The sequence below is a fragment of the Levilactobacillus sp. genome, from assembly GCF_022646225.1.
GTDB classification, from domain to species: Bacteria; Bacillota; Bacilli; order Lactobacillales; family Lactobacillaceae; genus Levilactobacillus; species Levilactobacillus suantsaiihabitans.
On record NZ_JALCJA010000008.1, the window covers coordinates 1 to 25851 of the forward strand.

A 25851-nucleotide genomic window follows, 5' to 3' on the forward strand; every position below is an offset into this window, starting at 1 on the left:
ACCGGCCGGCGTATACGGAAGCGTATACTTACATCACTCACGTTTTCGATCGGTTGACCACCCAGCAGTTGTATGCGACCAAGGAACTGATTACGCATAAAAATTTGCATTATGTGTACTTAGAAACTGCAAAGGGACGAAAGCTAGGCTGGGTCTATAAGGCTCGGCATACACTTATTGCGGGAAAATACCGTGATCCGGGGAAACAACTATTGAAGTTGAAGAAACACGAACATCTTGTCACCAAGGTTCAAAGTAAGAAATCAACGAAGAATCGGGTTGGTGTCAATGATAGCTTATCGTTACAACAACGCGCTTATCTGGTTAAGAACCGGAAAAATCAAATTGTTAGAGTGCTGATTATCAGTATGGACAATCGCCCCACCAAGATTTACTTCCGTAACGGACGAGCGGTTAAGGTAAAAACATACAAGTATCGGCGAACGCCCTGGAAATCGACAACCAACAAGAAAAAGTTGCGAACAAAGTATCTTGTGCAGCATGAGTATGATTACGCAAGCGTTGATGGGACTCAAAACCGCTTTTACTCAATTAAGAATAAGAAATTAGTTAGATTGGAGACACTAGGCTTTGATGGCGGTGGGTACGTTGATGTTTATCGGAAGGGTCATGTGAAGTTCTTTACGGATGTTGACGAGGAAAGTATTACTTACTCGATTAATGATTATAAGTAGATGAATTTATTGTCGATCGACAGTTGATTTCTTAACTGGGACGAGGGGATGGTAGGATGCAGAAGAAGACAATCGTGGCTTTGGTAGCGTTAGGCATCATTGTTGGTGGCTGTGCCAATAGTGCGTCACAGGGGCAAGGGGTGTCTGCTAGTAGCTCAAAGAGTACGCCAAGTAAGCAGCGCTCAGTAACTAAGACTTCGGCTAAGGCATCGCCAGTTGGTAAGGTCATTTCGACAGAGAAAATGGATTGGGCTATAAGTGAATAATTATGAGTCTCGTCGTTCAGCGTAATTGTCTGGATGGCGGGACTTTTTGTCTTACGGTCAAAATTAAGAGCTCCTAGCCAACGCTTAAGGCAAAAACGGTAGATTTCCTTGTAAAATGCAATGATTGACCCCCTAGACAATTAGTTAACTTTGAATTCCATTAAAATAGTTAACTTTTTTTGCAATTACGATTGACCCTATCCAAACTAAGTTATAGAATTACTTGTAAATAAATTTATCGTGTGAACAGCCAGGTAGTGTAAATAAAGCAGACTGACAAACGGTTGGCGGTTTAGTAAGGCTTAGCGACTAACATGGTTTCATAAATGGCGGTTAGTTGCACCGATAAATTGGACCGCTAAAATACAAGTTGAGGGATTGTGAAGCCAATCATTTAGTTGACGATAAATGGGCTTGGGGGACAATGGACCCCAATTGTGAGAGGGGCAAGCAATGATGCAAACGAAGCAACATTACAAGATGTACAAGGATGGCAAGCACTGGGTTTTCGCAGCCATTACGGTCGTGGCCGTTGGGTTGGGAACCGCAGTTGGACAGGATATGTCGGCTCATGCGGACACGGCACCAAGCAATGACAGTGCCAGCCAAACTACCACCAATTCTAGTGCGACGGCGGGCACCACAACCGTCCTGAAAACTTCACAGACAAGTGGGAACGGTTCCAACACGACAACTGATACTGACAAATCGACTGATACGACTGAAAATGCGACGGACAAAACGGATACGACCGATACCACGACCGACGATTCGTCGACGTCCAGTGACAATGTGAACGACGGAACGAATCAGGATGCCGATGCCAGCGCTGGTAACGATACAGATTCGCCTGCTGATACGAATACGGATACCGATACGAACACTGACACCGACACCGACACCGACACTGACACTGACACTGACACTGACACCAACCTTGAGACCAATGCCGAGACGGCGCAACCCACAGCGGATCCAGACGCGGATACCACGCCAGCACCCGCAGCGGACGACACCCCTTCTGACACAACGCCGAACGCTGATTCAACGACAACGGCAGATGCAGCTAACGTGGAACCGGTGAATGAGGAGGCATTACTGGATGACGTGCCGCTAGCCGCTGGTGACGGCACTGATAATACTGAGACCCCAGTGCCCGCCACGGCGCCTCTGGCCGCCCCGATGATGGCCAGTGCTGCGGTGACGCCGGTAACGGATCAAAGTAATTTTGACATTACCTATGACACGGCCACGTTAACGGCGACCATCAATGGGTTATTGAGTCAAGCGACCAGTGACACGTTGGTGATTCCGTCGACCGTCACCGGCGCTGATGGCAAGACGTATCAGGTCACCACGATTGCGCCAGGGGCCTTTGCATCTTCTGTAGACCGCAACAAAAACGTCACGACCGTTATCATCGGCGATGGCATTACTACCATCGGGGCCAACGCGTTTGCTTACCTGGGCAACTTACAGGTGGTTGACCTCAGCGAAAACCATACCTTGACGACGATTGGGGACAATGCCTTCGTCAGTGATGGCTTGACCTCGCTGACGCTGCCGACCACCGTGACGACGATTGGCAATGGTGCCTTTGAATACAATAGCCAGCTCACGCAAGCTAACCTGGGGGAAACGCAACTCCAAAGTATTGGCGACATGGCATTTCTGGGGACCGATTTGACCTCCCTGGCCTTACCGTCAACGCTACAGACGATTGGCACTGCGGCGTTTAAGTATAACAGCAATTTAGCGACCATCGACTTCAGTCAAGCGACGCAGCTCCAAAGCATCGGCGACATGGCATTTGCTAACGATGCCAGCCTGACGACCCTGTCGATTCCGACGTTAACAACCATGGGCACGGCGGCCTTCGCTGGCGCAACCAGCCTGACCAGTGTGACGTTGGGCGACGGCGTGAAGCAGGTCGGTGACTACGCCTTTTCCACGTATGCGGACGGCGATAGCATGATTGCGGGCGACACGGCGCTGACCAGCGTTACGTTTGGCAACGGGCTGACCAGCATTGGCAACTACGCCTTCACCTACGATGGCAAAATCACCACGTTGGCCCTACCGGCGAGCCTGCAGAGTATCGGCGACTATGCCTTTGGCGCCATGACCAGCAAGGATGCCGATGGCAACACGATTTCTGGGCTGACCACGGTCACCTTTGCGCCTGACAGTCAGCTGCAGACGATTGGCAACGCGGCGTTTATTTACGATTCTTACCTGACCAACGTGACCCTACCGGCCAGCTTGGAAACGATTGGCGACCAGGCTTTTCTGGCCAACACAGCGTTGACGACGATCAACTTGCCAGCCAGCTTGACCACGGTCGGGGCCAACGCGTTTACCTACGATGCGGCTCTTCAAACCATTGACACCACGCAGGCCACCGCCCTGACGACCATTAAGAGTGGAGCCTTCGAATACGCGGGTCTGACCGGGACCTTGACGTTGCCGGAAAATCTGGTGACGATCGGTGACCTGGCCTTTGCCGGGAACAATTTGGCCACGTTAGCGGTCAGTGCGGATACGCAGTTAGCCACGATTGGGACCAGCGCGTTTGCCTATAACGGTTTGACGGGTCAATTGGATCTGACCCCCACGGCGGTGACCACGATTGGCAAACAGGCCTTCTTTGGGAATCAGCTCAGTGGCGTGTTCGTGCCCGCTACGGCGACGGTGGGGAAGAGTGCCTTTGATTACAACCGATTGACGACGGTATCGTTGCCGGGGGGCCAGGCCAACTTGGCGCAGAATCAAACGGCGACGATCTTTACCAGTACCGCCCAGCTCAAGTCAATTGACGATTTATTTGAGACGGCCGTGGGCAAGTTGACCAATGACGACCTGGTCTTGACGAATTTGAGCAACGGCGTCACCTACCAGAATGGCCAGTTCACCATTCCCGCTGATACGGCTGTCTTCTCCTTTAATTGGACGCTGACGGATACCACCGGAACGACCTACACCGGGGTCTACCAAGTCGTCTTAAACGACCCACACATCAAGGTGGCCAACTCGACCGTTTGGTACGGGGATGGCTGGCAGCCGACGGATAACGTGGTGAGCGCGGAAATGACGGACGGTACGCCAATCGACCCGGCTGACTTGACGGTCAAGATCACCGATGCCAATGGCAATCCCGTCACGGCCGACGATGTGACTCAAGTTGCGGGCACATACAGCGTGACCTACAGCTACGGCGATGGCAATTCGGCGACCGCCATCGTCACGGTGGTCAAACGCGAAGCCACCTACACGCTGACGGGGTACTCTGAGGTGACCTATACGGGGAGCGATCCTGTCGTGGACCCATCCCAATACCAAGTCATCTTGTCCGACGGTTTCGTTTACACCTTGAAGGCCGGTGACTTGATTGTGGCGCCGACCGCTGCGGCCAACGCCTCACAAACGGCAGAGGGCTTGACAGCGGCTGCCTTGCCAAATGTCGGGACCTACCAAGTTATCTTGAATCCGGACACGATTGCGCGGCTCCAGGCTGAGGTGCCCGCCAGTAGTTACTTTGACTGGACGGATTTGGGCTCTGATGCGACCCTAGACATTGTGCCGGCAGCCCTGACGGTGACGGTCGCTGATGCCAGCAAGGATGCCGGTGAAGCGGACCCTACGCCAGTAGTGACGATTGTGGGGGCCGATGATCAGGCCGTCAGTAATTCAGGATTGACCGTGACCCGGGTGGCCGGTGAAACCGCGGGGACTTATGCCTATCAATTAGATACAAGTGCGTTGAATACCAACTACACGGTCGGAACCGCCAATTTGGGCAAGTTGACCATCAACTCGGTAGACCCCACGTTGACCGGGAGCGACTACACCATGACGGCGGGCGGCAAGACGCCAACTGCGGCGGACTTCCAGGCAAGTGCGACGGATACCAATGCTCAAGCGGTACCCGTCACGGACATTACGGTGGACCTGAGTCAGGCGGATACCACGAAGGCCGGGGATTACCCCGTGACGCTGAGCTATGGTGGCGTCACCCAAACCGTAACCCTCCACGTGGTTGCGGCCAATACCGGGGATGGCGGCAATACCACCGATCCCACGGACCCAACGGACCCGACTGACCCTTCAACGCCGGACGTGACGAATCCGACCGATCCGGAAAAGCCGACCAAGCCAGTCACCCCAACCAAACCCACGACCCCGGGCAATGAGGTTCATGACATCATCAGTGACCGGGCCGTGCAAAAGGATGGGGCCGGCGCGACGATCGCTATTGTGGCCAAGCACAGCGCGCAGACCACACTGGACCGCCACAACAACGGCATCGGCGCGACGATTCAAGCGGATCCAGCTGCGGCGGTTCACACGGCAGGGGCGGCAGCCAAAATCGTTACAGCAACCCCAGCATCAGCCGTAACCGCTGAACAATCTCAGCCGGACGCCACGGGAACATCCGCTGCTCAACAGACTGAGTTACCGCAGACCAACGAACACACGTCCGCGGGCTGGGCGATCTTAGGCCTGCTGTTAGGGAGTCTGGGAGTGACCGGTTTCCGCAAGCGGCGGCATGAATAAGCAGTTGCTCTGCCAGGTGAGACCTGGTTAAAAAGCGTTAGTTTAAAGGCGTAGTGCTAGACACGATTGGTGACTGGGACTACGCCTTTTGGCTTGCGGTTGTTTGTTGGCGTACGGTTCAGCCATGAGGCTACTTTGAGACACGTTTCTAGGCTCAAAGCGAGGCGGCGAGACCGCTTTTTGGCTCCAGCGTGCCAACCTATATCTGGCGAACGGTAGGCGACCAGGTTCTCGGGTAACAGCCGATTTAGGCACTAAAAAGGGCGCCCTCACAACCACTACGGATTGTGAGGGCGCTCTTTAGTATAGGTTACATTAAAATCTTAGACAAGAAGTCTTTGGCCCGATCAGTTTGCGGATTACTGAAGAATTCGTCGGGCGTGTTGTTTTCTTGGACGTAGCCATCGGCCATGAACCAAACGCGGTCGGCCACGGACTTGGCAAAGCCCATTTCGTGGGTGACGACGACCATGGTCATCCCTTGCTTGGCGAGTTCTTGCATGACGTTGAGCACTTCGCCGACCATTTCAGGGTCTAAGGCAGAGGTCGGTTCATCGAACAGCATGACCTGGGGATCCATGGCCAAGGCCCGCGCAATGGCGACCCGTTGTGCCTGACCACCGGAAAGGCTAGTGGGGAAGGCGTCGGCGTGGTCATCTAAGTTGACTTGCTTTAAGAGCTCGTGGGCCTGCTTGGTGGCCGCGGCATCGTCGACGTGCTTGACCTTCATGGGTGCCAGCTTGATGTTTTCCAGCACCGTCATGTTGGGGAAGAGGTTGAAGCCTTGAAAGACCATCCCCATTTGTTCCCGCAGTTCGTTGACCCGTTTGTCATCCAGCGTGGTCAGATTCTCGCCGGCAAAGTCAACTTCACCACTGGTGGGGTGTTCCAGCAGGTTCAAGCAACGCAGGAAGGTCGACTTCCCACCACCAGAAGGGCCAATGACGACAATGACTTGCCCGGGATTGACTTGTTCCGTGATATCTTTTAACACTTGGTTGTCGCCAAAGCTCTTGGCGAGATTTTTAACCTCAATAATGGGTTTAGTCATGTTGCATTCTCCTTTCGAAGTAGTTCAGTAGACGAGACGCCGTGAAGGTCAAGACGAAGTAAATGACCATGATGACGGCGATCGGCGCCACGCCCCGATAAGTGTCAGACCGTACAATGTTGCTTTGGAAGATCAGTTCGGAGACCCCAATGATGGAGACGATGGAACTGTCTTTGATCAGGGTGATAAATTCATTCCCCAGTGACGGCCAGATGTTCTTCAAGGCTTGGGGTAAGACTACGTAACGCATGGTAGCGCCACTGGACATCCCCAGGCTCCGTGCGGCTTCGGTTTGACCGTCGTCCACGGAGTTGATTCCGCCCCGAATGTATTCGGCGATGTAGGCCCCAGAGTTCAAGGAGATGGCGATGATCCCAGAGGTCAGGGCTGGCAGGTTGACGATGAGGCCTAAGCCAAAGTAAACGAACATGACTTGGACCATCATTGGCGTGCCCCGAATAAATTCAACGTAGGCCGTGGCTAACCACCGGAGCGCCGTCTTGAAGACGCCACCACGGGCCATCCGGGCCAAAGACAAGAGCACCCCTAAGATGAAACCGAAGAATACGGAGCAGACCGTGATGATCAGGGTGTATTCAACCCCGGTCAAGAAGGCTTTCCAGTAGTGTAACATGCTGGTATTCACCGTGTTGGTCTTTAAGTATTTCCCAGCAGCGGGCAGATAGGTTTTGTTGACCAGGTTCTGTCGCTTGATCTGGTCGACGGACTTGTTGGCGGCCTGGACCAATGACGTGGAGCCCTTGGCAAAGGCAGCGGCTGCGCTGGTATCCGAAGCACTTAAATCAAAATTGCTGGGGATGGCGGCCAGTTCCTTGTTGTTGGCTACGTAGGCCTGGGCGGATGGCTTTTCCATGGCGACCCCTTGGATCTTGTGACTTTGTAGCGCCAAGATCAGATCGGACACGGAGGTCATCCCTTTGACGGTCGTGCCACTGGTTTGCTTTTTGGATTCGTTGTACATGGTCGACCCGGTCTGGGCACCGATGGTTTTGCCCACGAAAGAATCCTTATCCTTATAAATGCCCTTGTCACTCTTGTTGATGACGATGCTGTAACCACCTTGGTAGTAGGTGTGAGTGAAGGAAACATTCTTCCGCCGCGCTGGCGTAGGGTTCATCCCGGAGATGACCATGTCGACCTTACCCGTTTGGAGGGCGACTAATAAGGAATCAAACGACATGGATTTGACCACGAGCTTGACGCCTAAGTCCTTGGCAATCTTCTGACCGACGGCGACATCCATCCCGACAATCTTGGTCTTGCCGTGGACCGTGGCTTGAAATTCATACGGCGGGTAATCGGGCGAGGTCCCCATGACCAGCGTCCCTTTCTTTTGAACCTTGGCAAGTGAGTTGTCACTGGCGGCACTGGCCGTCGTGGTGGTCAGGGTACTTACGCCCATGACCAGCGTCAACATCAGAGCAAGGAATAAGACCAATCTCTTTTTCATATAAAAGCTCCTCAATATTTTTATTGTTGCCCTTGATTATAGCCGGTTTCGTTTATTTATACAAGATTTATTTTGAAAAACCAGTTTTTATGCATTAATTATTCGATTATTCAGGTGAAAATGCCCGTTTTAAAGCAAAGCGAGGTGTATTTTATACATTTTTTGTTGAATACAGAATAAATGGGCAAGACAATTGAATGCCGCGGGAGTAAGTGCTAATATGAACAGTGTCTGTTTTATACGGAACGGATATCTAATAAAATTTTAGAAAAGAGGAGTTACGATGTCAGGACATTCTAAATGGCATAACATCCAGGGCCGGAAAAATGCTCAGGATGCAAAACGTGGAAAAATCTTCCAAAAAATCTCACGTGATTTGTACCAAGCTGCAAAAGCAGGTGGTCCTGATCCCGACGGTAACCCTCAACTTCGTTTGGAAATGGACAAGGCGCGGGCAGCGAACATGCCCAAGGAAAACATCAAGCGGGCTTTAGACAAGGCCTCTGGTGTTGGTGGCGCCAAGTTCGAAGAAATCACCTACGAAGGCTACGGTCCAGCCGGGACAGCAATCATGGTTGCTGCCTTAACGGATAACAAGAACCGGACGGCTGCGGCTGTGCGTTCTGCCTTCACGCACCACGGTGGCTCACTCGGTGCGGCGGGTTCCGTTTCATACATGTTTGATCGTAAGGGTTACATTGTTATCTTACGTGACGGCTTGGATACGGATGAAGATACGATGTTGATGGATGCGTTAGACGCCGGGGCGGACGACATGGAAACCACGGACGAAGAATTCAAGATCTACACGGATCCTTCGAGCGAAATTGCCGTACGGGACGCCTTACAAGACAAGGGCTACAAGCTCGACACGGCCGAAGTGCGGATGTTCCCACAAAACACGACTGAAGTACCAGAAGCCAAGGCTTCCCAGTACCAAGGCCTGATCGACGAATTGGAAAATAACGACGATGTTTCCGATATTTATGAAGCAGCCGTTTTGCCAGAAAACGTTGAAGACTAGCTTGACGAAAGAAGATTCCTGCGGGGGTCTTCTTTTTTTTTGCCAAAAATAAAAAATTCTGCGGGGTTTTTACGGAGTTAACTTAAAGCGCCCAAATGAGGAGGAGACCCATGCAGACTTTGATCGACGAACTGCTGGCCGCGGCGGTGGGCCAAACGGCTAGTGACATCTACATTTTACCGCAGGCCGATAGCTACCAGATTCGCTTGCGGCACGCGACGGGACTGGTGGCTTGGCAAACGTTGCCCGCAGACCGCGGCCGTCAGGTGATCAGCTATTTTAAATTTCACGCGAACATGACGGTCAGTGAGAATCGGCGACCACAAGTCGGGGCCATGACCTGGCCGGGTCCGCCGCCCATTGAGTTGCGGTTCTCCACGGTCGGAGATTTCGCCAACCGTGAATCGCTGGTGATTCGGCTGATCTACCCGTATGCCTTAACGACTAACGCGTATTTGGTGCCCAACCAACAGGCCCAACTGCAGGCATTGGCCAGTCACCGGGGGCTGGTGTTGCTCGCGGGGCCCACAGGAGCGGGGAAGACCACGACGCTGTATCACGTAGCCAGTCAGTTGAATGCCAGTGCGGTCGTGTTGACCGTGGAGGACCCGGTTGAAATCAAGGAGCCGCGGTTCATGCAGCTTCAGGTCAATCCGGCGGCGGGGATGACCTATGAGGCCTTGATCAAGGTAGGGTTGCGTCATCGCCCAGACGTCTTTATCATCGGCGAGATTCGCGATGCCGCCACGGCTCAAGCGGCGATTCGCGCAGCGTTAAGTGGCCACTTGGTCTTGAGTACGGTCCACGCCCAGCATGCGGCGGGCGCCATCAGTCGCCTCCAGGACCTGGGGATTGCGACCAGCCAGCTGCGCCAGGTCTTGACTGCCAGCTGTTATCAGCGACTCTTACCGCGAGTGGCGGCCGGTCCCGCGGTCTTATTGGATATGTTACACGGCACAGACTTGTGGACGACCACAAGCATGACGGAAGGGTGGCAAAAACATCTTGATGAAGCAGTTCGTACCAATCAAATCTCGCTGGCAACGGCGCAACGGTTCCAGTTCGGGTAGGTGGCCGTTGTCCACGCAGGCCCGGTTTTGCCAGTTACTGGCGGATCAACTGGCCAGTGGCTTTTCGCTGCAACAAGCAGTGACCTTCTTGCGGACCGTGGCCGGTCGGTTTCCGGCGGACTTGGCCGCCATTGAGACGGGGCTGCAAAACGGCGAGCCACTAGTCGAGTTGGTGGCGCCCTATTTGCAGGCCAACGTGTGCTTTCAGTTGCGGTTGACGACGACCTATGGGGACCTGGGTCCAGCCTTGGCGGAGGCGGCCGGGTTCTTGCGCTTACTGGCGACGCAACGCCAAAAATTTCGGCAATTGTTGGCGTATCCGGTGGGCCTATTTTTAGGGATGATCGGGTTATTTGCGACCCTCAAGCTGGGTATCTTGCCACAGCTACAACAGGGATTGGCCCCCAGTGCGCCGCTGAGTACCGGTTGGCAACGGTATCTGTGGGGCGGGGGTGTCGGTCTGGGCGTGCTTGGCTTGATGCTTGCCGGCAAATGGTGGCGCCGTCAGCCCAGTCTGCGATTGGCCAGCCTGTACCTACAAGTGCCGGTGGTGGGCCCCATTTTGCGGGCTTATTATGGTTATTACCTGACGGCCAATCTGAGCCAATTGGTGCGCAGCGGCCTGAGCGTCAAGCAGATGCTGGCAGTCTTGCGACAATTACCGCAACGCGCCTTGCTGTATCAGCTGGCCGGGGTGTTGACGCAGCAACTGACGGTCGGGCAGTCTCCGGTCGGCTGGTTGCGCCAACAGCCCTTTATTCCCGGTCAGGTCGTGGTGTTTCTCAGTAAGGGTAGCACGCCGCCGCAACTGGCCCGCGAGCTGCACGCCTTTAGTCAGCTACAGTACCGGGAGCTGGTTCGTCGCTTGGAACGGGCCTTGGCCCTGGTACAACCGATCTTGTTGGGCATCGTGGCGCTGTTGATCGTGGGCGCCTACCTCAGCCTATTGTTGCCGATGTATCAAGACTTACAGGGGGTCTATCATGACTAAACGACGCCAGGGGTTCACCCTAGTTGAAATGACGATTGTCCTATTTATTATTTCCTTATTGATTCTCGTGATCTTACCCAACCTCAACAACCAACGTCAGCGGGCCAGTAAGATTCACGGCCATGCGATGGTCACGGTGGTCCAAGGCCAGGTGACGGCCTACTTGGAGGATCATCCCGGCCACCACCTGGTGGATTATGCGGCGCTGACCAAGGAAAAATACCTGACAGCGGACCAGGCCAAACGCGCTCAGGAGGAACACATCAAGATCGTCGACGACCGGGCCGTGACCGATGAGAAATAGGCACGGCTTCACGCTGGTCGAAACGCTGCTGGTCTTGGTCATCGTGACCGGACTGACCACCCTGGTGAGCTTTGAAGGCACGCCCCATCGAGCCTTGATGGCTGAGCGCGCCTTTTGGCCGGCCTGGCAGCGGATGTGGACGGCGGGACGACAATACGCGCTGCATCACCACGAGCCACTGACGGCCGAGGTTCAGTCCCAACGTGGGCAAGTGCTCTTGACCACCCAGACGGACCGGGTGGTGGGGCGGTTGCGAATCCCACCGACCTTGCACCTACAAGGCGACAGTGGCCGTTGGCCCATCTACTTGTCGGGGGCGACCAAGGCCCAAACGCTGCGGTGGTACAGCTCGGCGAATCATCAAATGCTCAAACAAACCTTTCAGTTAGGAGGCGCACTCTTTTATGTGGCACCAGAAAACGCGTAACCACCGCCGGCAGGGCTGGGTCTTGCCCGACGCCCTGTTAGCCGTGAGCATTGTGGCGACCAGTGTCATGCTGGCTCAGAGCTTCTTACAAACGACGCACCGCTTGGAACACCAACGCCAGGTCCAGCTACAACGAGTCCGGCGTCAGCACGATGACGCCTTGAAGCGCTGGTTGGCGGTGCAATGAGGCCGCGCCAGGGCTTTACCCTGATTGAAACGGTGTTGGCCTTGGTGATTGCCGCGGGGATGTTCGTGTTGGTGAGTGGCCTCAACCGGGCTTTTTTACGCCCCATCGAACGCGACCCCATCGCCTGGTATCAGGTCGTGCGGGCCCTCGAGCAGGACGGACGTTACCGGTTGGTCCGAACCAGCGATGACGTCTTAGTGGTCCGCGACCAGCGCGATGACCATGAGGCCGTGCTCAGAGTCGACGCTCGCGGGACCCTTAAGATCACCAATGCCCATCAGCGGGGCTATTATCCACTACTGCGGCACGTGACGGCGATCCATTGGCAGACCCTTAAGTTAGGAGTGGTTAGATTAGAACTCAAGCAAGCCGGGCTCCCGGCCCAAACCACGCTGGTCGATCTGCGCGGCATCAGGGGTTCTTGACCCTGTGGGCGCTATTTTTCCTGATGAGTGTGAGTTTGTTCATTAGTGTGGTCGGCGTGGGGCTGACCGCTAGACGGGAGACGACCCACCAGCTCGAACAGGATTTTCAAACCAGCACGCAACTGATTTTACGCCAGACACCTACGCATGTGAAAAAACGGCGATCCGAGCACCGCTCTTTGCCGTGAAAACTGGATTCGCCACAAAGATTGCTTGAATAACGATTGAAAAATCGGTAGTATAGATAGCGGATACATGTGTTATGGAAAATTCACAAGGAGGCGAAGCGTGCTGTCACAAGAACAGACTGAAGCGCTCTTTAAGGTCCTCGATGAGTCAACGACGACCTTACAAGCAGCGCTAAGCACATCTTATTTAGATGCGTTCGTTGAGACGGGAGATAACCTCTTAAACGGACAAGTTCAAGTTGAAGACGGTCGCCCTGATCAGGAGACCGTGGCCAAACTGACCGACCTCTATCAACAGGCCGATTGGCAAAGCTTTGATAGCGAAACGGTTCGGCGGGCGGTGCAACTGGCCATGTTAAAGGCGATTCGCATCGACGAAATCCAAGCCAATCATCAGTTAACGCCTGATACGATTGCTTACATCATGGGGTACTTGGTGACCCGGCTGGAAAAGGGCAAGTCCCACTTGACCTTACTGGACCTCACGGTAGGGACGGGCAACTTGCTAACCGCCGTGATTTCACAGCTAAAGGGCGTGGTGACTGGTAAGATTGACGCGTACGGGGTGGATAACGATGATTCCATGTTAGCCATCGCGCAAACGTCCAGCGACCTCCAACGGGTACCGGTGGAATTGGTCCACCAGGATGCCTTAGAGCGGTTGTTAGTGCCCGCCAGCGATTTGATCGTGGCGGACCTGCCGATCGGGTATTACCCAGTCGATGACAACGCGGTCAATTTCCACACCGCGGCCAAGTCTGGGCACACCTACGTGCACCATTTGCTCTTGGAACAAGCGATGAACCAATTGACGCCCGGCGGCTTCGGGGTCTTCTTGGTGCCATCACAGCTGTTCCAGAGTGAACAAGCCCCTAACTTACTGAAATGGCTCCCCAATAACGCTTACCTACAAGGGTTATTGAACCTGCCAAGTGAGCTATTTGCTAACGTCAACGCCCAAAAGGCTATTCTGATCTTACAGAAGCCGGGGGCCGGCGCCAAGCAAGTTGAACAAGTCATGTTGGGAGAGTTCCCATCATTTAAGAATCAATCAGCGTTCCAAAAGTTTGTTGCGGAAATCGTCCAGTGGGAAGAACAAAATCTATTGACGGATCGCACATAAAAGGAGAAATACCACATGGGAAAATCATTAGCAATTAACGCCGGCAGCTCCACTTTAAAGTTCAAGCTGTTCCAAATGCCTGAAGAAACGGTCATTGCCGAAGGGGCTATCGACCGGATCGGTTTGGGTAACTCTTTGGTTGAAATCAAGTACGGTGACGGCCAAAAGTACGAAACGCACGAAGATATCGACGACCACAGTGCCGCTATCCAATTGATGTTGGACCAACTGACGGCCTTAAACATCATCACCGACTTCAATGAAATTACGGGGATCGGTCACCGGGTCGTTGCCGGTGGGCAAGACTTCACCGATTCCGCAGTCATTGACGATGACGTTTTGCAAAAGATCAAGGACCTGTCCGAATATGCGCCACTGCACAACCCAGCCGCAGTCTTGGGCATCGAAGCCTTCAAGAAGATCTTGCCTAACGTCTTGAGTGTGGCGGTCTTTGATACGTCATTCCACACCTCCATGCCGCAAGAAAACTACATGTACGCGATTCCTTATGAATACTACGAAAAGTTTGGGGCACGGAAGTACGGGGCCCACGGGACTAGCCACCGTTACGTTGCTGGCCGGGCCGCTGCCATGTTAGGCAAGCCGTTGAAGGATTTGAAGCTCATCACGATGCACTTGGGTGCCGGTGGCTCAATCACCGCTATCAAGGATGGCAAGTCCTACGATACGTCCATGGGCTTCACGCCACTGGCCGGGATCGAAATGGCCACCCGTTCTGGGGACATCGATGCATCCTTAGTGGCTTACTTGATGGAAAAATTAAACATCGACAAGCCAAACGACATGATCAACATCTTGAACAAGAAGTCTGGGTTGATCGGGGTTTCCGGTGTGTCTGCCGATATGCGTGACCTGGAAAAGGTCCAAGCTAAGAACCCACGGGCCAAATTAGCCCGGGATATGTTCATCAACCGGATCGTTCGTTACGTCGGGGCTTACCTCGCTGAATTGGGTGGCGCGGATGCCATCGTCTTCACGGCCGGTGTTGGTGAAAATGATATTATGATTCGCCAAGAAGTCGCTGACAAGTTAACCTACTTCGGCATTGGCGTTGACCCTGAAAAGAACAACATTCGTGGGGTTGAACGTGACTTGAGTAAAGATGGTTCGAAGATCAAGACCTTATTGATCCCAACCGACGAAGAGTTAATGATCGTGCGTGATATCGAACGCTTACGTAAATAATGACAATTACGGCTGCTGTCCCAAATGGGCGGCGGCCTTTTTGTTTGGGATTAAGCGGTTGGCCCTAAAATTAGCGGGGTGACTCTGGAAACGACAGGGGCCTACCCACTAAGATTAGGAAACCAGACGTCTGCGTCAGGCTAGGGTGGGACCTGCTCTGGGGAACACCTCCAGTCTGAGAAGCGGTCTTTCGGTTCGCTCGAGAGCCTGACAAAGCCCGCCAGTCCCTCAAGTCGTCCCGTGCTGTAGGCTAAGACCAAGCCTCAGCTAATACCGCCGACACAGCTGATTTTCTCCGGCAAATTGACGTCTATCAGTAAACTGGTGGTGGCTAGAATCTAGCTGACACGCCAGTCGTCCAGGGTTAAGCCGACTGCTGTTGGTAAACACTTCAGTAGCCGAGAGTTCGTCAACTATGGGCTCAGCCGTGGGAGTTGCCTTAGCGGCGCGGTTCATGCCGCTTAGACAACTGGCGTCTTTGAGACGTGGTTTTCGGCTCAAAGCGAGGGCGAGACCGTCCTTTGGCTCGCCCGGTCCGCCCACCGCGTTCCAGTCCCATAGTTGACGAACGGTAAGGCGGCCAGCTTTCTCCAATGTTGCCAGACCAAGCCAATTCCACCCCAATATGCCGCAACAAGGAGTGTTCATCGATAGTTGAATAATTTTCACTTAAAACGTTTAATGTTGACGTAAAGTCGTCAATGCCGGGCTTCATAGCTACTTAATTTACCGAACCAACCAGTGCGGGTACTAGTATTCCCCCCTTGGCCGTGTATAATGAATTTCAACAAAGGGGCGATTAAGATGAAAAAAAGTCAAGTGAATGATAATCAGGAGTTCTCACGTGGCCTTCAGAGTCGTCACGTCCAACTGATTGCGCTGGGGGGCACAATCGGGACGGGGCTATTCTTGGGGGCCGGTCAATCGATCCACCTCGCTGGGCCATCGATCTTGTTGGCTTACATGGTGACGGGCATCATGTGTTTCCTGTTGATGCGGGCGTTGGGGGAGCTATTGCTCTCAGATTTAAATGCGCATTCCTACATTGACTTTATCCAACGCTACTTGGGCGACAACATGAGCTTCGTGGCCGGGTGGACTTACTGGGTCTGCTGGATCACGATTGCCATGGCCGAAATCACGGCGGCTGGTCAATACATGCAGTTTTGGTTCCCGCACTTGCCACAGTGGGTGACGGGGCTGGTTTTGTTGGCCATTCTCTTGACGCTCAATTCCGTGACCGTCAGTGCGTTTGGCGAGACGGAATTCTGGTTTGCCATTATTAAGATCGTGGCCATTGTGGCCTTGATCCTGGCTGGAGCCTATATGGTGGCGGTCCACTACCCAACACCTGCCGGACACGCCAGCGTGACCAATCTGGCGACGGGCGGCTTCTTCGCTCACGGGGCCAAGGGTTTCTTCCTGTCTTTCCAAATGGTGCTGTTTAGCTTTGTCGGTATCGAAATGGTGGGGATGACGGCGTCCGAGACCGCCAATCCCAAGAAGGTCTTGCCCAAGGCCATCAACGAGATTCCGATGCGGATCATCCTGTTTTACCTGGGCTCACTGTTGGCCTTGATGTGCATCTACCCGTGGCAGGCTGTAACACCAACCAGCAGTCCCTTCGTGCAAGTCTTCAAGAATGTGGGAATTCAATCGGCGGCGGCCGTCATTAACTTCGTGGTCCTGACTGCGGCGGCTTCAGCCTGCAACAGCTCGTTGTTCACGACGGGGCGGATGCTATTTTCCTTGACGTATCGCGGCAAGAGTCGCTTTGCTAAGCGCATGGGGACCCTGTCACGCGCCCAGGTACCGGTGCCCGCACTGCGTTTCTCCACGCTGATCATTGCGGTATCGGTCTTCTTGAACTTCATCATCCCCGGCCACGTTTTCGCGTTCGTCTCCAGTGTGGCGACGACGTGCTTCCTGTTCATCTGGGGTGCCATCGTGGTGGCCCATCTGAAATACAAGCGTCAGCAACTGGCAGCGGGAGTCACTCACAAGTTCCACATGCCCCTGTTCCCGTGGAGTGACTACTTCATCTTGGCCTTCCTAGCAATGGTCGCCATCGTGTTGGTCTTCAGAACAGATACGCTGATTGCTCTGGTCGGCTCGGTCGTGTGGCTAGCAGCCCTGAGCATTGGCAAGTACCTCAAGGATCGACGCGAGGCAGAAAAGCCCGTGTCGATGAGTTCGGATGATTCCGATTTAAAATAAAATAACTGGTGAAGAGACTGGAACGGTGGTTGTTCTGGTCTCTTTTTATGTGGCCTGGCAGTAGCGCTAGGTCGTTGGGCTTCAAAACGATAGTGATTTAGCTACTGACAGCAGGTACCATATCTGGCGAAAATTGCTTAGCGGTGACTAGGTGATGGCCAGTATTGACTGCGACGCCAGGCGTTAAACCGGTGGTAATTGACCAGTATCACTGTAGCCGAGAGTTCGTCAACTATGGGCTCAGCCGTGGGAGTTTCCTTAGCGGTGGTTTGGGCCGCTTAGGAAACTGGCGTCTTTGAGACGTGTGTTTCGGCTCAAAGCGAGGGCGAGACCGTTCTTTGGCTCGACCGGTCCGCCCACCGCGTTCCAGTCCCATAGTTGACGAACGGTAAGGCGGCCAGCTCCGCACTATCCTTCATTAACTTAAGGCTAAAAACCAAGGCGCCGAAGCCAGCGAAAAACCGGGGGAAGTGCTAGGATAGAAAGTGTATTGAAACAAATTGAGAGTGGACCAAAACGCGATTAGCCGGCTAGCAGTTTTGAGCGGAACCGGCTGACTTTTGGTGCACGTTTCAGCTATGTAAAAGTGACGCGGAGGGTCTGGGAAGTTTTGTCCCAGGCCCCGCGAAAAAAGTCTAGTAAACAGAGGGTGTCGTAAAATGAAACAAGTCACGATTAATGGTCAACAGGTCCCAGCAATTGGCATTGGAACCTGGCACATGGGCGACCGACCGGCCCAACGAGAAACGGAGATTGCCGCGATTCAGGCGGGGATTGCCGCGGGAGCGCGGGTGATCGATACAGCCGAGATGTATGGGTCTGGTCGTGCCGAGGACCTGGTTGGCGAAGCGTTGGCGCCCATTGACCGGCAGCAGCTCTACCTCATTTCTAAGGTCCTTCCCGAAAATGCCTCCCGTCAACGGATGGCGGCGAGCCTGGAGGCCAGTTTGAAGCGCCTGCGGACGGACTACTTGGACCTTTACCTGTACCACTGGCGCGGTAGCGTGCCGTTGGCCGAAACGGTGGATGAATTACAGCGCCTGCAACAGTCCGGTAAGATTCGGGCGTGGGGCGTGTCCAACTTTGATATCGACGATTTGAAAGAGCTGTGGCAGCTCCCCAATGGCGCGCAGGCGGTGGCCAACGAAGACCTGTACCACTTAGGCAGTCGGGGTGTTGAGTACGCCGTCTTGCCGTGGCAACGGGAACATCAGCTGCCATTCATTGCCTATTCGCCAATTGCTCAGGGGGATTCCTGGGGCCATCATTTGGCGACCAATGACGTGGTCAAGCAGCTGGCGGCCCAGCACCACGTGACGGTCTATCAGATCCTGTTGGCGTGGGTCATTCGTCAAGGAGACGTCTTGGCGATTCCGCAAACCAGTTCGGTCGCGCACATGAATGAAAACATCGCGGCCGGGGAGTTGACCTTGACGCCGGCTGAATTGGCGCTACTGGACCAGCAGTTCCCAGCACCGACTAGTAAACAACCACTCGACATTCTTTAGGGGGCGCACTTATGGAATTTTTTACGTCAGATACACATTTCTTTCACAAGGACCTACTGGGTAACAGTGATTTTGCCCCGCGGCCCTTTGCCGACGTGGACGAAATGAATCAGACCATCATTGACAACTGGAACGCCCGGGTGGCCCCCACGGACACCGTTTATCATCTGGGGGACATTGCGTTGTACTTCACCAAGCCAGCGGTCAAGTCCGATGAGGCCGTGTGCGACGTGTTGAGCCAGCTGAACGGGCATCTGGAACTGATCAAGGGCAATCATGACAGCCGGGCGCTCTTCAAGTACCTGGCGGCGCATAACCCCATCGACCACGGCCAGCCCAAATTTGCCTTCCACGACGTCGGGGTGCTGATCAAATACGACCACCGGCAGTATTACATGACGCACTACCCGATGATGCTAGGTATTGTCAAGCAGATCATCAACCTGCACGGCCACATCCACCATTACGCGGTACCCGTCAAGGAAAATATCAACGTCGGGGTCGACACGCCGGAACAACAGTATTTGGACCGGCCCTTGCCGTTTGGCACGCCATTTTCGACCAGTGAGATCGAGCAGATGGTGGTCGGCAAGGCCCAAGAATTTCGGGATAAACAATAGCCGCGAACCACCGCGATGAAATTTGACCGGGACTAGCGCTTGTGCTTGACCGTTTTCCCCCAATGCCGTACGATTAAACTCAGTGTTAAGAGGAGATTGAGAGACATGGAACGGATTACCATCTTGCATACCAACGACCTGCACTCGCACTTTGAGAACTGGCCGCGGATTCGGCGATATCTGGCGGCCACGCGTCAAAGCGCGCACCAGGCTGGCGATACCGTCTACACGTTTGACCTGGGTGACAACATCGACCGGGTCCATCCGCTGAGCGAGGCCACGGTCGGCAAAAAAAATATTGAGCTGATGAACCAAATTGGCTATGACGCGGCAACGATTGGCAATAACGAGGGGCTAGGCTTCATGCGGCCGCAGTTGGACCATTTGTATGACCACGCCAATTTTCCGGTCATCTTAGGCAATATTTTGACCGGCGACACCCATGAGCAACCAAAGTGGGCCATCGATCACAAGGTGTTTACCACGCCAGCCGGGACGCGAGTCTTAGTTCTGGGCTTAACGGCGCCGTATCACCTTACGTATCCGCTGGCCGGGTGGCAGCCGATTGGCGTCCAGGAGGCGTTGACGCGGTTGCTGCAGACCTACGCCGGTCAATTCGACGTGTGCGTCTTGTTGTCCCATCTGGGGTTAGACGTGGACCGCAAGATCGCCAAACGTTTTCCGCAGGTGACCGTCATCATTGGCAGTCACACCCATCACTTGTTGCCCCATGGCGAAAAAGACCAGCATAGTCTGCTGGCGGCCGCCGGGAAATGGGGGCGCTACGTCGGGCGCATCACGCTGGAATTGACGGATCACCGGGTGACACGGGCTCAGGCCAGCGTGGTGGAAACGGCCACTTTGCCGGTAGCGCCCGGGGATGCCGCCGAAATCGACGGCTTACAACAGCTGGGTGAGTCGATCTTGTCGGAACAGCGCGTGGCCAATTTGCCCGTCGACCTGGAGGCCAATCCCGTGGGCGATTCGCAACTGATTCGCGAGGGCCTACATGCTATTGCGGAATACGCTGGGACTGATGCGGCGGTGCTCAATGCTGGGTTATTTTTGCACGACCTGCCCCGTGGTATCGTTACGCAAAGACAACTCCACGACCTGTTGCCCCACAACATGCACGTGATGACCATTACGCTGAGTGGCTATGACCTGTGGCGGTTGGTCCAAGAATTCGAGTTGGCCCGGTTATTCTTACGGTATTTCCCGCAAAAGGGGATGGGCTTTCGGGGGAAGATCTTCGGAGAGCTCAACTACCTGGGTATCGCTTATGATGCGCAGACCCATGCCGTGACTTGGCGGGGTGAACCGTTATCGCCGACTAAGCAGTACACGATTGCGGGATTGGATCACTATCTGTTTATTCCGTTCTTCCCGACGATTTCGATCGTGGGTAAAAATCACATTTTATATCAAGACTTATTACGGGAAGTGTTCGCCAAATACTTGGGCAAACACTATCCCTTATCGTAACCAGAAAGGATGACGACGGTGGATCGTAAGGATTTAGAGGCACTCGTTGCCGAGCAAAAGGAGAACAGAGAGCCAGCCGCCGAAGTGGTGCGGGTGGACGAGACTCACATTGCCATTAACAACCATCCTTATGAATTGGTGACTGACGTGCGCAACGGCTTTGACTTCACGGAATTTGCCCAGCGCTTCAGCACGATTCTGAGTAAATATGACTATATTGTGGGTGACTGGGGCTTCGAACAGCTCCGATTGAAGGGTTTTTACGCCGAGGACCGGGCCGGCGCCAAGCAAAATCAAATCGACGCGGTGCAAGACTACCTGTATGAGTCCTGCAACTTTGGGTGTGCCTACTTTATTTTGCACAACTTAGACGTCAAATCGGCACCCAAGCCACGGCGCTCGCGACGTCGGCGCAATTCGCGTAACGGGGCGAACGACAAGCAGGCGCAACCTAAGGCAGAAGCAAGTCGGACCACAAAGGCCGAAACCAAGCCCCACGCCGCTAACGGCAATGGCAATAACGGGAACGGTTCGCACCGGCGGCGGTCACGACGGCGCCATCGTAACACCAACCATCCCTACACCGAAGAGCGGCGCCCTGTCGCTAAGCCGACGCCCAACAGTCAAAAGACGGTGACGGTCGCTTCCGGTGGTCAGGGACGGCGGCATTTTACCATTCGTAAAAAAGAAGATTAGGGAGAGTTGGCAGTGAAAAAGTATCAGGCATATTTGATTGATCTCGACGGGACCATTTACGCGGGGAGCAAGCGGTACCCCAAGGCCAAACAGTTTGTGGAACGCCTGCAGGCCGCCCACATCCCGTTCAAGTTTGTGACGAATAACACCACCAAACTCCCGGTCGACGTGGTGGCCAATTTGGCCGATAACCATGACATCCACGTCACCACGGACAACGTCTACACCGCAGGACTGGCGACGGCGGACTTTTTGGACCAGCGTGCCGGTACTACGGGCAAACGCACCGTCTATGTGGTCGGTGAGATTGGTTTACGCCAGGCGTTGGCCGCCAAGGGCTTTACCGTCGATGAGGACCATCCCGAATACGTGGTGGTCGGCTTGGATAGTGACGTGACTTACGAGAAGTTTGCTAAGGCCATCCTGGCGATTCGCAGTGGGTCGACCTTTATCGGCACCAATTCGGATTCCAACATTCCCAAGGCCCGGGGCTTGATGCCCGGAGCGGGAGCCTTGGTCGACCTGGTACGGTACGCCACGCAGACCGAACCCATTTTCGTGGGCAAGCCGGAACCGATTATTTTGGAAAACTCCTTACAACAACTGGGCGTGGCGCCGGCTGACGCCATCATGGTCGGTGACAATTATCAAACCGACATCCTGGCCGGCATTCACGCGGGCGTGGACACCCTCCTGACGTATACTGGGGTCTCAACGCCGGCCCAAGTGGCCCAACAGGCTGTGGCGCCAACCTACACGGTACCGGACCTGGCGCATTGGGATCTGGAGGCGGGGCCGATTGACTAGAGGACAACGGTGGGGCGGCCTGACCGCGCTGTTCTTGGCGCTGGTCACTCTCAGCATTTTTCTAACCATCAATGCCGTGTGGCTGTATCGGTTGGACATTCATTGGCTGCAGATCACCCAAGAGGTCCAGATGACCCCGGCCAAGATTATGCACAACTATTATCAGATGTTGGGCTACCTGGAGTTACCGTGGGTCACGGACCTGAAAATGACCAATTTTCCCACGTCATTTACGGGGATGATCCATTTTCATGACGTGAAAAACCTGTTCTTATTGAACAATGGGGTATTGCTACTCAGTCTCACACCGGCAATTCTCTACCTGCGCCAGTTAAAACGGCGGGCCGAGCAGTGGCGCTTGTTACGGCCGGTCCAGGTGGCGGCGGTCGTGCCACTAGTGCTCGGGGCGATGTTAGCCGTGAACTTCGATGGCTTCTTCATCGCCTTTCACGAGGTCTTGTTCCGCAACAACGACTGGATCTTTGACCCCGACTTGGACCCCATCATCAACGCGCTGCCGGACACCTTTTTCCTGCATTGCTTTGTTCTGGCGTTCGGGTTGTTTGAAGCCGGACTGGCACTGCTGTACTGGCGGGCCCGGGTTGCCATTAAGCGTGCTTAATTTAAAAGGATACGAAAAAAGCGTTTGACTGACAGGATTGTCGGGTCAAACGCTTTTAGTTAAGATTTAGTCGTCTTCTGGGAGCCTGCTTGGGGTCGCGGGGTGTCGTCCCTTGAGCCAACCCACGATGGCGGGAATCAAGGAAATCACGATGATGCCCAGCACGACCGCAGAGAAGTGGGCCTTGACGAAGGGGATGTTACCGAAGAAGTAACCGCCCCCGCAGCAGATGGCCACCCAGGTCAGTGCCGCGCTCACGTTGTATTTTAGAAAACGCTGGTAGGGGAATTGCGACCCCGCCGCCGTGAAAGGCACGAAAGTCCGAATGATCGGCATGAACCGGCCTAAGAAGATGGCCAACGGACCGTGTTTACGGAAGAATCTTTCCGATTGGGCCAGCTTGTCCTTGTTGATCAAACGGCCAAACCAGGAGTGGCTGGACAACGCGGCGCCAGCCTTACCGCCCAGGTAGAAGTTCAAAGAGTCGCCACCAATGGCTGCGAGTAAGAACAGGGCCACAAAGAACCAAATGTTCAGGCCATAGGCGGGATTCGCAGCCAAAGCCGCCGCGGCGAACAGTAACGAATCGCCGGGAAGAAATGGGAGAATGACCGCGCCAGTTTCAACGAAAACGATGGCGAACAAGATGAAATATGTGGAACCGCCAAACGTATTGACGATATTGACCAGGTGGTCGTCGATGTGTAAGACAAAATCGATTAAATATCCCATTGAGAGTCTCCTTATGCATTAATTTAGTCAACCACTATTGTAGAAGCTTTTGATCTCACCGTCAGCAGCGTCGGCGAAACTTAAGAAAATTGTCAGGTTTCACCGCCACTGGTCAGGTCGGTCAGGTAACTATTTAAAGGGCGTGTCCTCCTCGCCGGCGTCATCGTGGGCCAAACGCGCGGCAGCCGCGGCAGCGATGGCCCCCACCAGGTCGTCCAAGAAGGTGTGGATGATGCCCGGTTCGTGGGCGTTGAGCTTGGCCAGGATACCTGGCTTGACGCGGTCGATGTAGCCGTAATTGGTGAAGCCAATGGAGCCGTAGATATCGACGATGGATAAGGCCATGGTCTCATCGACACCGTAGAGGCCCTCGTCGCGTTCGACGATTGTCTGCAGGGGTTCCAGTAAGCTGTGCTGTTCAGCGGCAATGTCTAATTGGATGCCGGTGATGACCGCATTTTGTACCTCACGTTTATGGAGCACGGTCTGTACACTTTCCAAGGCATCCGCCGGAGTTAAATCGGCGATGTAATCTTTTTGCAAGAAGATCACGAGGGCCGCGATGTCCGTTAACTGGACCCCGCGCTGGTTCAGCAGGTCAATGGTCCGTTGCCTTAACGCCGTCATTGGTTTTGTCATTTAATAGAGACTTCCTTTCATTGTTTCGTGTTCTCCCAGTATACCACCGATGCTGTCAGTTGCATTTTTAACGGTTGGCGGTGATAATAGATAAGCAGAAAGTGTTTTAAAAGATATGGAGGATAATTATGACAAAGTTTCCACAAATTGATTTGGCTAACGCCAGGGGTCCACAAGTAACGATTGAAACGTCCATGGGGACCATTCAGCTGCAACTCTTCCCCGAACAAGCACCAAAGACAGTTGAAAACTTTGTGACCCACGCCAAGGCGGGCTACTATGACGGCTTGACGTTCCATCGGGTCATTCCTAACTTTATGATTCAAGGTGGCGACCCAACCGGTACGGGGATGGGTGGCGAAAGCATCTGGGGACAACCATTTGAAGATGAGTTCTCCCAAGAGCTATACAACCTGCGGGGAGCCGTTTCCATGGCCAACGCTGGTCCCAACACCAATGGTAGTCAGTTCTTCATCGTCCAAGACAAGGACATGACCGAGCAAATGCAAGGCCAAATGAAGGATGCCGGCTTCCCAGATGAAATCGTGGACGCCTACAAAGACGGTGGGACGCCTTGGCTAGACTTCCGTCACACGGTCTTTGGCCAAGTGACTGATGGCATGGATGTCGTGGACGCCATTGCCCAGGTCAAGACGGATGCCAGCGACCAACCTGCAACCCAAGTCACGATGGACAAGGTGACGGTCAAAGAAGCTGACTAGGGATGTCAGTCATGCATGATGATAAGGAGGTCAAGACGATGCCGTTTCAAATTGGTCAACGCGTCACTGGCCACATTACGGGGATTCAGCCCTATGGGGCATTTGTCAGCCTAGGCGGTCATCGTCAGGGCCTGATTCACATTTCCGAATGTCATTGTGGCTACGTCAAAGATATTCATGACTATTTAAAGGTCAATCAAGAAGTGAACGTGGTGATCTTGGATATTGATGAGTTCACGGGAAAAATCAGCCTGTCTTTACGGTGTTTGGAGCACGCGAAGTACACGCAAGAGCCGCCGGAACATCAACACCGTCATTACTGGACGAACCACCGCGTTAACATTGGGTTCAAGCCAATTGCTGAGCACTTAGCAGGGTGGAAAACCGAGGCACTGCAACGTTTAGACCACAATCAAGCTTCCTCTTAGGAGGGGGCTTTTTATTTTTTTCAGGTTTTTACTTGACCTCGGTAACGATGATTGGTAAGATATTACCTGTTGCTGTTTGAGACAGCCAATGCATAAATAACAAATTATTGAATAGTCATTCAAATTTAAAATTTGTGCTTGACGAGCTAAACGACAACTGATACAATGATTTATGTTGTCACGAAGCGTCACAGAAATTTCAGTTAAGCAATTGGATGTTGAATAAATATTCAAATAAAATTGAAAAAGTTGTTGACACGTTTTAAACAACATGATATACTTTAAAAGTTGTCACGGAGCGATTGCTTCTCTGATAACTTGGTAGACCTTTGAAAACTGAACATTGTTTCGACAAACCAAATATGTGTAGGGCGGTTTGATACTTGGTATCAA

Annotated in this window: 25 protein-coding genes; 21 read left to right on the top strand and 4 right to left on the bottom strand. The window is 53.7% G+C overall.

Features of this window, described 5'->3' with window-relative positions; translation table 11 throughout:
* From LKH74_RS11685 to LKH74_RS11695, 3 genes are all read left to right on the top strand, one after another.
* The coding region (locus LKH74_RS11685; protein WP_287789068.1) for a hypothetical protein at positions 1-695 on the top strand (695 nt) is incomplete at its 5' end.
* Positions 696-751: 56 nt separating this feature from the next.
* Complete coding sequence (locus LKH74_RS11690) at positions 752-961, top strand: hypothetical protein (protein WP_287708565.1); 210 nt, start codon at positions 752-754, stop codon at positions 959-961.
* Between the two features lie 453 nt (positions 962-1414).
* Entirely contained in the window at positions 1415-5515 is a 4101-nt protein-coding gene (locus LKH74_RS11695; RefSeq protein WP_287708566.1) for a leucine-rich repeat protein, read from the top strand.
* Between the two features lie 310 nt (positions 5516-5825).
* Here LKH74_RS11695 and LKH74_RS11700 read toward each other — a convergent pair whose 3' ends face one another.
* Entirely contained in the window at positions 5826-6566 is a 741-nt protein-coding gene (locus LKH74_RS11700; RefSeq protein WP_135367714.1) for an amino acid ABC transporter ATP-binding protein, read from the bottom strand.
* Positions 6559-8037: an ABC transporter substrate-binding protein/permease gene (locus LKH74_RS11705; RefSeq protein WP_287708567.1), complete on the bottom strand. Its 1479-nt coding sequence runs from the start codon at positions 8035-8037 to the stop codon at positions 6559-6561. Before LKH74_RS11705 ends, LKH74_RS11700 begins: the two co-directional genes overlap by 8 nt.
* A 283-nt stretch (positions 8038-8320) precedes the next feature.
* Here LKH74_RS11705 and LKH74_RS11710 point away from each other — a divergent pair, with 283 nt between their 5' ends.
* The 16 genes from LKH74_RS11710 (at position 8321) to LKH74_RS11785 (ending at position 22937) form a co-directional block, all read left to right on the top strand.
* Positions 8321-9061, top strand: coding sequence for a YebC/PmpR family DNA-binding transcriptional regulator (locus LKH74_RS11710; protein ID WP_135367716.1), 741 nt, complete (start codon positions 8321-8323; stop codon positions 9059-9061).
* Positions 9062-9171: 110 nt separating this feature from the next.
* Entirely contained in the window at positions 9172-10131 is a 960-nt protein-coding gene (comGA, locus tag LKH74_RS11715; protein ID WP_287708568.1) for a competence type IV pilus ATPase ComGA, read from the top strand.
* Positions 10070-11122 carry a type II secretion system F family protein gene (locus LKH74_RS11720; RefSeq protein ID WP_287708569.1) on the top strand — a complete coding sequence of 351 codons (1053 nt, stop codon included), beginning with the start codon at positions 10070-10072 and terminating at the stop codon, positions 11120-11122. Before comGA ends, LKH74_RS11720 begins: the two co-directional genes overlap by 62 nt.
* Positions 11115-11426 (top strand): competence type IV pilus major pilin ComGC, encoded by a 312-nt coding sequence (comGC, locus tag LKH74_RS11725; RefSeq protein WP_135367718.1) that lies wholly within the window; start codon positions 11115-11117, stop codon positions 11424-11426. The genes LKH74_RS11720 and comGC overlap by 8 nt, the downstream gene beginning before the upstream one ends.
* Positions 11416-11853, top strand: a complete 438-nt coding sequence (locus tag LKH74_RS11730) for a type II secretion system protein (RefSeq protein ID WP_287708570.1) — start codon at positions 11416-11418, stop codon at positions 11851-11853. The genes comGC and LKH74_RS11730 overlap by 11 nt, the downstream gene beginning before the upstream one ends.
* Positions 11831-12040, top strand: a complete 210-nt coding sequence (locus tag LKH74_RS11735) for a hypothetical protein (protein WP_287708571.1) — start codon at positions 11831-11833, stop codon at positions 12038-12040. Before LKH74_RS11730 ends, LKH74_RS11735 begins: the two co-directional genes overlap by 23 nt.
* Positions 12037-12465 carry a prepilin-type N-terminal cleavage/methylation domain-containing protein gene (locus tag LKH74_RS11740; protein WP_287708572.1) on the top strand — a complete coding sequence of 143 codons (429 nt, stop codon included), beginning with the start codon at positions 12037-12039 and terminating at the stop codon, positions 12463-12465. Before LKH74_RS11735 ends, LKH74_RS11740 begins: the two co-directional genes overlap by 4 nt.
* A gap of 288 nt (positions 12466-12753) precedes the next feature.
* Positions 12754-13776 carry a class I SAM-dependent methyltransferase gene (locus LKH74_RS11745; protein ID WP_287708573.1) on the top strand — a complete coding sequence of 341 codons (1023 nt, stop codon included), beginning with the start codon at positions 12754-12756 and terminating at the stop codon, positions 13774-13776.
* A gap of 15 nt (positions 13777-13791) precedes the next feature.
* Entirely contained in the window at positions 13792-14982 is a 1191-nt protein-coding gene (locus tag LKH74_RS11750) for an acetate/propionate family kinase (RefSeq protein WP_135367723.1), read from the top strand.
* Positions 14983-15786: 804 nt separating this feature from the next.
* Positions 15787-17199, top strand: a complete 1413-nt coding sequence (locus LKH74_RS11755; RefSeq protein ID WP_287708574.1) for an amino acid permease — start codon at positions 15787-15789, stop codon at positions 17197-17199.
* A 659-nt stretch (positions 17200-17858) separates the two neighbouring features.
* Positions 17859-18707 carry an aldo/keto reductase gene (locus LKH74_RS11760; RefSeq protein ID WP_135367725.1) on the top strand — a complete coding sequence of 283 codons (849 nt, stop codon included), beginning with the start codon at positions 17859-17861 and terminating at the stop codon, positions 18705-18707.
* A gap of 11 nt (positions 18708-18718) precedes the next feature.
* The gene (locus tag LKH74_RS11765; RefSeq protein WP_135367726.1) at positions 18719-19327 is read left to right on the top strand and encodes a metallophosphoesterase family protein; all 609 of its coding nucleotides are present in this window, start codon (positions 18719-18721) and stop codon (positions 19325-19327) included.
* 105 nt (positions 19328-19432) lie between these two features.
* On the top strand, positions 19433-20812 hold the full coding sequence (locus tag LKH74_RS11770) for a bifunctional metallophosphatase/5'-nucleotidase (RefSeq protein WP_287708575.1): 1380 nt from the start codon (positions 19433-19435) through the stop codon (positions 20810-20812).
* Positions 20813-20821: 9 nt separating this feature from the next.
* A complete protein-coding gene (locus LKH74_RS11775) occupies positions 20822-21508 on the top strand; it encodes a YutD family protein (protein WP_287708576.1) in 687 nt (228 codons plus the stop codon).
* A 12-nt stretch (positions 21509-21520) separates the two neighbouring features.
* Positions 21521-22315, top strand: a complete 795-nt coding sequence (locus tag LKH74_RS11780) for a TIGR01457 family HAD-type hydrolase (RefSeq protein WP_287708577.1) — start codon at positions 21521-21523, stop codon at positions 22313-22315.
* Complete coding sequence (locus tag LKH74_RS11785; RefSeq protein WP_287708578.1) at positions 22308-22937, top strand: TIGR01906 family membrane protein; 630 nt, start codon at positions 22308-22310, stop codon at positions 22935-22937. Before LKH74_RS11780 ends, LKH74_RS11785 begins: the two co-directional genes overlap by 8 nt.
* A 66-nt stretch (positions 22938-23003) precedes the next feature.
* On the opposite strand, the gene LKH74_RS11790 is transcribed toward LKH74_RS11785, so the two are convergent.
* Together LKH74_RS11790 and LKH74_RS11795 are read right to left on the bottom strand one after the other, a co-directional pair.
* A complete protein-coding gene (locus LKH74_RS11790) occupies positions 23004-23669 on the bottom strand; it encodes a VTT domain-containing protein (RefSeq protein ID WP_287708579.1) in 666 nt (221 codons plus the stop codon).
* A gap of 129 nt (positions 23670-23798) precedes the next feature.
* A complete protein-coding gene (locus LKH74_RS11795; protein WP_135367732.1) occupies positions 23799-24308 on the bottom strand; it encodes a phosphatidylglycerophosphatase A family protein in 510 nt (169 codons plus the stop codon).
* Between the two features lie 128 nt (positions 24309-24436).
* Between LKH74_RS11795 and LKH74_RS11800 the strand changes: the two genes are divergently transcribed.
* Both LKH74_RS11800 and LKH74_RS11805 read left to right on the top strand, forming a co-directional pair.
* The gene (locus LKH74_RS11800; protein WP_287708580.1) at positions 24437-25030 is read left to right on the top strand and encodes a peptidylprolyl isomerase; all 594 of its coding nucleotides are present in this window, start codon (positions 24437-24439) and stop codon (positions 25028-25030) included.
* Positions 25031-25068: 38 nt separating this feature from the next.
* Complete coding sequence (locus LKH74_RS11805; RefSeq protein ID WP_287708581.1) at positions 25069-25458, top strand: CvfD/Ygs/GSP13 family RNA-binding post-transcriptional regulator; 390 nt, start codon at positions 25069-25071, stop codon at positions 25456-25458.
* Positions 25459-25851: the final 393 nt, after the last annotated feature.

Coding starts and splice junctions, on each gene's coding strand:
- LKH74_RS11705 (WP_287708567.1), bottom strand. CDS start 8,037: ATGAAAAAGAGATTGGTCTTATTCCTTGCTCTGATGTTGACGCTGGTC.
- LKH74_RS11795 (WP_135367732.1), bottom strand. CDS start 24,308: ATGACAAAACCAATGACGGCGTTAAGGCAACGGACCATTGACCTGCTG.
- LKH74_RS11710 (WP_135367716.1), top strand. CDS start 8,321: ATGTCAGGACATTCTAAATGGCATAACATCCAGGGCCGGAAAAATGCT.
- LKH74_RS11740 (WP_287708572.1), top strand. CDS start 12,037: ATGAGGCCGCGCCAGGGCTTTACCCTGATTGAAACGGTGTTGGCCTTG.
- LKH74_RS11805 (WP_287708581.1), top strand. CDS start 25,069: ATGCCGTTTCAAATTGGTCAACGCGTCACTGGCCACATTACGGGGATT.
- LKH74_RS11765 (WP_135367726.1), top strand. CDS start 18,719: ATGGAATTTTTTACGTCAGATACACATTTCTTTCACAAGGACCTACTG.
- LKH74_RS11695 (WP_287708566.1), top strand. CDS start 1,415: ATGATGCAAACGAAGCAACATTACAAGATGTACAAGGATGGCAAGCAC.
- LKH74_RS11770 (WP_287708575.1), top strand. CDS start 19,433: ATGGAACGGATTACCATCTTGCATACCAACGACCTGCACTCGCACTTT.
- comGC (WP_135367718.1), top strand. CDS start 11,115: ATGACTAAACGACGCCAGGGGTTCACCCTAGTTGAAATGACGATTGTC.
- LKH74_RS11755 (WP_287708574.1), top strand. CDS start 15,787: ATGAAAAAAAGTCAAGTGAATGATAATCAGGAGTTCTCACGTGGCCTT.
- LKH74_RS11700 (WP_135367714.1), bottom strand. CDS start 6,566: ATGACTAAACCCATTATTGAGGTTAAAAATCTCGCCAAGAGCTTTGGC.
- LKH74_RS11690 (WP_287708565.1), top strand. CDS start 752: ATGCAGAAGAAGACAATCGTGGCTTTGGTAGCGTTAGGCATCATTGTT.
- comGA (WP_287708568.1), top strand. CDS start 9,172: ATGCAGACTTTGATCGACGAACTGCTGGCCGCGGCGGTGGGCCAAACG.
- LKH74_RS11750 (WP_135367723.1), top strand. CDS start 13,792: ATGGGAAAATCATTAGCAATTAACGCCGGCAGCTCCACTTTAAAGTTC.
- LKH74_RS11760 (WP_135367725.1), top strand. CDS start 17,859: ATGAAACAAGTCACGATTAATGGTCAACAGGTCCCAGCAATTGGCATT.
- LKH74_RS11720 (WP_287708569.1), top strand. CDS start 10,070: ATGAAGCAGTTCGTACCAATCAAATCTCGCTGGCAACGGCGCAACGGT.
- LKH74_RS11730 (WP_287708570.1), top strand. CDS start 11,416: ATGAGAAATAGGCACGGCTTCACGCTGGTCGAAACGCTGCTGGTCTTG.
- LKH74_RS11735 (WP_287708571.1), top strand. CDS start 11,831: ATGTGGCACCAGAAAACGCGTAACCACCGCCGGCAGGGCTGGGTCTTG.
- LKH74_RS11775 (WP_287708576.1), top strand. CDS start 20,822: ATGACGACGGTGGATCGTAAGGATTTAGAGGCACTCGTTGCCGAGCAA.
- LKH74_RS11800 (WP_287708580.1), top strand. CDS start 24,437: ATGACAAAGTTTCCACAAATTGATTTGGCTAACGCCAGGGGTCCACAA.
- LKH74_RS11790 (WP_287708579.1), bottom strand. CDS start 23,669: ATGGGATATTTAATCGATTTTGTCTTACACATCGACGACCACCTGGTC.